This is a genomic window from Phaeobacter sp., assembly GCF_022825805.1.
Taxonomy (GTDB): domain Bacteria; phylum Pseudomonadota; class Alphaproteobacteria; order Rhodobacterales; family Rhodobacteraceae; genus Phaeobacter.
The window spans coordinates 1-7,648 of sequence record NZ_JAJDWC010000154.1; the positions used below are offsets into that span (position 1 = coordinate 1).

Sequence of the window (7,648 nt, forward strand, 5' to 3'; positions counted from 1 at the left end):
GACCCGCTTCGACGCGTGCGAACGCAGCAGCCCAAATCTCCAGTCGCCTACGGCTCGTTCCGATTTGGGCTGCTGCGGTACTAACTGAAGCGGACAATTGGCATGTTACCTACACCGGACAATTCAGAATGTTCTCGACAGGTCTGTTGCATCTGACCCTGACTGGGCGGTGACAGCCACATCTGCTGGTGAACCGTGCTGCGATCTTCACGCTCGCCTCAAAAGAGCATCGTAACGATGGCATGGAGGGTTGCTTTGCGCAACAAGCGTCCAAAGCGGTGACCACAGGTGGACAAATACAGATGGCCAAACGAGGTCAGTAAATCAGACCCTCGATCTCAATTCACCATCTCCCGACCCCGCTTTCTGCATGCCTACTGCAAAACAGCAAAAAAGGCGCAGCTTGGTTGCTGCGCCTTTGGGTTGCTCGGGCCTGATCGTCGAGACTGATCCCAGGATCTGATCTTAGGGACTGATCGTAGCTCCTAGGCGGTTCGCCGCAGGAAGCCGCCTCTGGCGACCGTGATCAGCAGACGGTCGTGTATGTCTTCGTCAATTTCGAACCGGTCATCTTCGCGCAGATAGGCATTGACGGCGGTGCGTGGATTGTCGCCCTTCCCCCAGGGACGATCCGGATAGGTGTCGTCGTCCATATCCTCGATCAGCGTGTCAAACACCACGCAGTAGCTATCGACCGAAGCCAGATCGGCATAGGCACGCAATTCTGCCAGAACGTGATCATGGGTGTGGTTGCTGTCGAGGCAGACCAGGATCTTTTTGTACCCTTTGGCAAATTCCTTCACCTGTTGGATCACCCCGGCATCGATGGCAGAGCCCTGTATCATCTCGATCCGCGAGCGCATGGGATGGGCGTCAATGGCGTCTCGGTTGTGGTCGCGGATATCGATGTCGATGCCCAACACTTTGCGCTGCGAGCGGCTCGGGTCAAACGAGGTTCCGGCTTCGATGGCTTCATGCATATCCAACTGCGCCAGCATCGATGCCGAAAAGATCAACGAGCCGCCGTGCGCAATCCCGGTTTCGATGATCAGATCCGGTTTGATCTGCCAGATCAGCTCCTGCATGGCGACAATGTCCTGCGGATACTGAATGATCGGTCGGCCCAGCCAATGATAGTTGTATGAATACTGCGCATCGGCAGAGGCCCGCATAAACGCCAGTGCAGAATCCTGCAGGGCGCGATGGTTGCGCATCCGGCTGAGACGGGCGGGAATGTCGGCGGCAAAGGATGTCATCTGTGACCTCTCATATTCTGTCCTGGTTCGGTATCTCTGTTCGATAACTGTATTCAGTATCTGGGTTCGGTATCTGTGGTGGTTCGTTTGAATTCGGGCGACGGCGGTCAGGCCTGTTGATCTATGCGGGAACCGCTTGGCGGTCGGCCCAGTATCTGTCCGGCACCTTTACCGCCTGCCCGCCATATCGGGGCTTGGGCGCAGCCGGTCGCAGGCCAATCACCTCTGGCGGATCATCAGGGTGGTCCGGTCTCGCGCCAAAGCGCAGCAAATCGCGGCGGCCGTGTTCATCGGCGATCCGTTCGGCCAGCTGGCGCACGCGGATGCCCTCGCCGCTGGAGATGTTCACAGCACCGGTCCGCTCACCCAACGTTTCCTGCACCAGCATCTGCGCGGCCACCTCCACATCCAGGAAATCGCGCAGCTGCATCCCACTGGACAGCTCGGCCACCTCTCCGGCCTGCAATTGACGATGCAGATAGGCAACCAACCTGCGTGGGTCTTCCTCTGCGCCATGCAGATAAAACAACCGCGCCCAGAGAAAGGACACCTCCGCAAGTGGCAGCATCTGCCCAAGCGCCAGACCGCAAGCCGCCTTGGCCGCGGCATAGGGCGATTGCGGCGCCAGAGGGGTGTGCGGGCCAACCGCACCAGCGCTCAGGTCGTATTCAAGGCAAGTGCCGACAGCGACAAAGCGCGCCAGATTGGCCGAGGCCGCTCCACGAGCCATCGCCAATGTGCCGCTCAAACAGTCGAAATTCTTCGGCGACATCTGATAGCGCCCCGGCTCGGCGTACCAGGCGAGATGCAGGACGATATCTTGATCGGCCAGGTGATCCGCCCACCAGTCAGCAGACTGCGCAAATACATCGTCGCATTCGATCACCCGATCCCTCGGTCCCAAACAGGCAATGCGCGACGCAGACCCGGACCGTACCACGTGACAGAGCGGCGCCCCGAGCCTCTGCAAGACCCGGGTGACAGCCCGGCCAACAAATCCGGTCGATCCTGTTATTAAAATGCGTGGTTGCGCCATATCAGTCACCGGCTCAGGCAAATTTGCGCATCAAATCACCCTCGGTCAGCGCACTCAGCGCCATTTGTTCGGCCGCGAGATGTATCGGGGTGTCGGCTTCGCCGAGGTTGAAGACGATATCTGTGCCTTTGATCTCATCGATCTGCTCCACGTGCCGCAAAGGAACACAAGCCACATCCGAGAGCGCCGCGAGTGTCTGCTCCGGGCAGGACCCGATCACCGCCAGCCCATCTGCGCCCAGCAGATCCGGCAGCACAACACAGATATATTGCAAAGCAGCGGCGAGCCGGATCTGATCCAACGGAGCCGTTTGCTCGATATTGACGCCCATGCCCCGCAAACGGGAGGCCAAAGCGTAGGTCTCCAAAGGATCAGCATTAGAGGCCATGCGCAGCCGTAGAGCAACGCGCATTCTGTCGGTGACAATGCGGTTCAACTGAACCATCCGTTGTCCGATGTTGCCCAATCTCCCCTGTTGCAACGCGAGACCAAACAGATGCTCCAGTCCGCCGCGATAACGATCCCAGGCTGTCTGCACCTCTTCGGTCCCCTGTTGAGCGCGCGTATCACCCTCAAAATGACGCGTGATCGAATGGTAGAAGGGGTGCTGTGCAAAAATCACATCCCCAAGCCCCAGATACTCCGCCGGTGTGGTAAACGCCCAGAACATCAGATCATTGGCGATCGGCACCAGTTTTTTCTGTGCCGACGCCCGCATGATGGCGATCTCAGCGAACACATGGTGATCCAGAATATGCTCCAGCAGGCCGACAAAATCGCCTTTTGCGATCTGCACATTTTGTTTTTGCTGGTAAAACGGTGCACCAACGCCTCCAGTCACAAGGTCCTTTGACGTCCATGGCGCATAGAGGATGGAGGCGGCAGGATTGGCGTCCAACAGCGCGATGGCCTTCACCAGACCATCCAGTCGCAACCGGTCATCATCGGCGAGGTAGACCGCATACTCACCTCGCGCAGCCCGCAAGGCGATTTGCACGTTGCGTACTGCGCCGACATTTGTGCTCTGCCTGAGACTGCGCAACGGAAGCCTCTCGCCCACCTCTGCCAGGATCTCTGCGGTATCATCGTCGGACGCATTGTCTGAAACGATGATTTCCACCGCCCAAGGCAAAGACGCGATGTCATTTTCCAAGGCGGCCAGCAGGCTACGGAGATAGCGGCCGCGATTGAAGGTCGGAATACAAATGCTCAGTTTGATATCAGACATGATCAACCCGCCTTTTTGTGATGTGTTGACACTGCAGGGCCAGCCAGTTCAGCGCGCGTCACTGCACCAGCGGGCTTTTGGGCACTCCCCGCAGGCTGGACCGGTGCTGGATGCGGCATAACGGTCCAAAGCGTGGTGCCATGCTGTTTGCTCAGATCTGCAAAATCAGCGGCAATCTCATCCCGCAGGTTCCACGGCAGGATCAGCAGGTGATCAGGCGGTGCATCACGCAGCACCTGGGGCGACACCACTGGAATATGCGCACCTGGCAAGAAACGCCCCTGTTTGAAGGGGGCAGCGTCCGCAATATAGGGCAACAAACGCTGGTTCACGCCCGCGTAATTCAACAGAGTTGTGCCCTTGGCCGCGGCGCCGTATCCGGCGACACTCTCTCCTCGGCTGCGGCAACCCTGCAAAAACTCCACCAGAGCATCGGCGGCGTGATCTGCCTGGGCTTGCAGATCGCAGAAGTATGCAGGCTGCCCAACGCCGGTTTCCACCCCCGCCCTCTCGCCAGAAGCTGCTCCGGCGCCGGTGATCGGCGCGGTGGCCACTGCTTCCTGCTGCAACACCGCCGCAACGCTGGGCGCAGTCGCCCGCGTTGCTGCGTCGTGGCAGGCCCAGACGCGCAGGCTACCGCCGTGGGTTGGCAAACGCTCGACGTCAAAGACCCGCAGACCAGCCGCGGCCAGAATGCGCTGCACCGTGGTCAGGGAGAGATAGGAGAAATGTTCGTGGTAGACGGTATCAAACTGCCCTTGGGCGACCAGTTCGCACAGATGCGGAAATTCCAGCGAAATCACCCCCTCAGGCGCAAGCAACGCTGCCATGCCCTCGGAGAAATCATTGATATCCGGCACATGGGCGTAGACGTTGTTGCCAACAATCAGGGTCGCGCCACCGCGTTCCTGCCGCAATGCGGTCGCTTCGGCCTTGCCAAAAAACGTCTGTCTCGTCTCCACACCTTTGCTGCGCGCCACAGCCGCGGTGCTGGCCGTGGGCTCAAACCCGAGACAAGGCACGCCAGCCGCGACAAAATTCTGCAGCAGATAGCCATCGTTGGAGGCAATCTCGACAACCAGACTATCCGCGCTCAGCTCCAGACGCTCGATAGCGGTGTTGCAGAACCGGGTGGCATGGGTGAGCCAGCTGCGCGAGGTCGAGGAGAAATAGACATATTCATCATCAAAGAGCTGGTCCGGCGCGGCAAAATCCTCTGTCTGCACCAGGAAACACTCTGAACACATCAGCAGCCGCAACGGCAAATGCACCTCAGGGGCGCGCAGCTGCTCTGCGGTCAGATAGGCATTGGATGGCGGTGCATGGTTCAAATCCAGGACCTGATGGGACAGCGTGGCGGCGCAGTGGCGGCACTTCATCTGGACATCTCCTCATCTGCGCCGACGGGGACGCGGTTGTTTTCATGAAATTCAGCAAGATCGCGCAATCGCGGCAGGGTGCGGTCACGCGCAGACACAGCGACCGGCACCAGTGGCCAGGTGATCGCAAGGTCAGGATCGTCAAAGGCAACGCCTGCTTGATGGGCCGGGCTATAAGGATGCGAATGGCTGTAGTGCAGCATCACATCCGGGGTAAGCGTCTGAAACCCATGGGCAATGCCTGCGGGGATATAGACACCTTCGGCGGCGGCCCCATCCAGTTCCAGCGCAATCCACTGCCCAAATTGGGGCGAGCCTGGGCGCAGATCCACCAGCACATCATGTATGCGGCCTGCCAGGCAGGTCAGCAGCTTGATCTCGGCGCAAGGCGCGGTCTGATAGTGCATGCCCCGCAGCGTGCCACGCTCAGAAGAGCGGGAGAGATTGGTCTGCGGCCATAGGTTTTCCAGCCCGGCCTGCGCCAGAGTATCAGCGCAAGACAGACGGCCAAAGGCACCACGGTGGTCGTGATTGGCGCTCCATCCGATCCGGTAGGCGCCGTCCAGCGCTAGGGCCTCCAACTTCATGCTGCGGCCTCAAACTGATCGATCTGCTGGTTGCTCACCGTCCGCGGATCGGCCCCGCGCTGCACATCGGCATACCAGCTCAGCGTTTTTTCGACGCAATCTTGAAAGCCCCAGCGCGGTGCCCAGCCAAGCCGCTGGTTGGCCATGGCGCTGGACAGGCACAGCCGCCCGGTTTCCGACCAGGTCGCCGCAGTGTCGATACGCACATCAAGCGCCGCATCAGCATAGGTTTGGCGCGCCACATCCACCAGATCTGCAACGGATTTCTCCGCCTCCGCCCCGGGGCCGAAATTGACGCTGGGCAGCGCCATATCGCTGGGATCAACGGTGTTTTGCGCCATGGATTCCGCCAGGGTCATATATCCTGCCAGCGGGTCCAGCACATGTTGCCAGGGCCGCACCGCCTGCGGGTAACGCAGGTGCAGCGGCTCGCCAGAGGCGACCGCCCGTACGATATCGGGCACGATGCGATCCTCGGCCCAATCGCCACCGCCGATGACATTGCCCGCCCGGGCTGTGGCGATGCGAATATTCTCCTGCTCAAGAAAAGATTGCCGGTGGGAGGCGACCAGCAATTCGGTTGCCGCCTTGCTCGCGCTGTAGGGGTCGTGCCCACCCAGTTGATCCCCTTCGACAAAGGCATGGCGGCCGGACACGGGCGCATACACCTTGTCGGTGGTGGCGACCACAACGATCATTGGCGACGCCGCCTGATGTCCTGCGTTCAACGACCGCAGCAGCTCCAGCATATTCAGCGTACCGGTGACATTGCTGTCCCAGGTCGCCACCGGATCCACATAGGATTGCCGCACCAGCGGCTGGGCCGCCAGATGAAACACCACATCGGGGCGATAACCTTCGAACATCGCGGCCAGACCGGCGCGATCCCGCAGATCGCAGATATCGCCGGGGATCAGATCATGCAGCCGCGCAGCACGAAACAGGCTTGCCTCCTCTGGGGCCAGGGACAGACCGCGCAGTTTGGCGCCCTGGCGTGCCAGCATCAGGCTGAGCCAAGCGCCCTTGAACCCCGTGTGGCCCGTGATCAAGACCGAGCGTCCCTGCCAAAAGCTGCTCATGACCAGATCTTCCAGGGGGCCTCACCCGCTGCCCAAAGCCGCTCCAGATGCAGCTTGTCGCGCTGCGTGTCCATCGCAGCCCAAAACCCGTGGTGTTTGTAGACCGACAATTCCTGCTGTGCTGCCAACCGTTCAATCGGCTCCTGCTCCCACACCGTGTCCGGTCCCGAAATATGATCCAGCGCAGAGGGTTCGAGCACGAAAAATCCACCGCTCACCCAATTGCCGTCTCCGGCAGGTTTTTCCACAAACCGGGTTGCGCGGTTGCCCTGCATTTCGATGCTGCCGAACCGGCCCACGGGCTGGACCGCGGTGACGGTGGCTTTGGTGCCTTGGTCGCGGTGAAACTGGACCAATTTGGACAGATCCACATTGGCAACTCCATCGCCGTAGGTCAGGCAGAATGTTTCGTCGAGGTATTGCCGCACCTGGGCCAAACGCCCCCCGGTCTGGGTGGTTTCGCCGGTGTCCAGCAAGGTCACTTTCCAGGGTTCGCAATTCTTCTGCAGCATCGCCATTTCACCACTGCGCATATCCAGACAGATGTCGGAGTTGTGCAGCATGTAATTGGCGAAATATTCTTTGATCATGTAGCCTTTGTAGCCACAGCAGATCACGAAATCGGTGAACCCCTGCTCGCCGTAGGCCTTCATAATGTGCCACAGGATCGGCTTGCCGCCGATCTCGATCATCGGTTTGGGCCTCAGATGGCTTTCTTCGCTGATCCGGGTGCCCAGGCCACCGGCAAGAATAACGACTTTCATGCGTTCCTCTACGTTTCGCGGCTTCTCCGCTCTATGTTGGGATCGCATGAGGTTGGTTAAGATCGCATGAATGCAGTCATTAAAATAAAAATTGAATCAATCCTGAGAGGTCATGCCTCTAGCACCCTAAGGGCGGCGAAACAGGGCGCACAAACACATCATTGGCATAGCGCTGCCCCTCTAGTTGTGAGCTTTCAACAGGTTGTCCATTCGATCCAGACCGAGTTGGTTGGAGTTACCAAGCACCAACCCTATTCGGAGGGATCGAATGAACATTCACAGCAATGCCAGACTGACACCTTTGGGTCGAGCGCGATTG

The 7,648-nt window shown here is 59.5% G+C and carries 7 protein-coding genes; all 7 read right to left on the minus strand.

Going from position 1 to position 7,648, the window contains the following annotated elements; all coding sequences use genetic code 11:
- Positions 1-485 precede the first annotated feature (485 nt).
- The 7 genes from Q0C28_RS17380 to rfbF all read right to left on the minus strand — a co-directional run bounded on the left by Q0C28_RS17380 (position 486) and on the right by rfbF (position 7,329).
- The gene (locus tag Q0C28_RS17380; protein WP_293577699.1) at positions 486-1,256 is read right to left on the minus strand and encodes a cephalosporin hydroxylase family protein; all 771 of its coding nucleotides are present in this window, start codon (positions 1,254-1,256) and stop codon (positions 486-488) included.
- A 121-nt stretch (positions 1,257-1,377) separates the two neighbouring features.
- The gene (locus Q0C28_RS17385) at positions 1,378-2,292 is read right to left on the minus strand and encodes an NAD(P)-dependent oxidoreductase (RefSeq protein WP_293577701.1); all 915 of its coding nucleotides are present in this window, start codon (positions 2,290-2,292) and stop codon (positions 1,378-1,380) included.
- Positions 2,293-2,305: 13 nt separating this feature from the next.
- Positions 2,306-3,520: a glycosyltransferase family A protein gene (locus Q0C28_RS17390; protein WP_293577703.1), complete on the minus strand. Its 1,215-nt coding sequence runs from the start codon at positions 3,518-3,520 to the stop codon at positions 2,306-2,308.
- A gap of 2 nt (positions 3,521-3,522) precedes the next feature.
- Positions 3,523-4,899 carry a class I SAM-dependent methyltransferase gene (locus Q0C28_RS17395; RefSeq protein ID WP_293577705.1) on the minus strand — a complete coding sequence of 459 codons (1,377 nt, stop codon included), beginning with the start codon at positions 4,897-4,899 and terminating at the stop codon, positions 3,523-3,525.
- A complete protein-coding gene (rfbC, locus tag Q0C28_RS17400) occupies positions 4,896-5,486 on the minus strand; it encodes a dTDP-4-dehydrorhamnose 3,5-epimerase (RefSeq protein WP_293577707.1) in 591 nt (196 codons plus the stop codon). Before rfbC ends, Q0C28_RS17395 begins: the two co-directional genes overlap by 4 nt.
- Entirely contained in the window at positions 5,483-6,565 is a 1,083-nt protein-coding gene (gene rfbG, locus Q0C28_RS17405; RefSeq protein ID WP_293577708.1) for a CDP-glucose 4,6-dehydratase, read from the minus strand. The genes rfbC and rfbG overlap by 4 nt, the downstream gene beginning before the upstream one ends.
- Positions 6,562-7,329 (minus strand): glucose-1-phosphate cytidylyltransferase, encoded by a 768-nt coding sequence (gene rfbF, locus Q0C28_RS17410; protein ID WP_293577709.1) that lies wholly within the window; start codon positions 7,327-7,329, stop codon positions 6,562-6,564. Before rfbF ends, rfbG begins: the two co-directional genes overlap by 4 nt.
- Between the last annotated feature and the right edge of the window lie 319 nt (positions 7,330-7,648).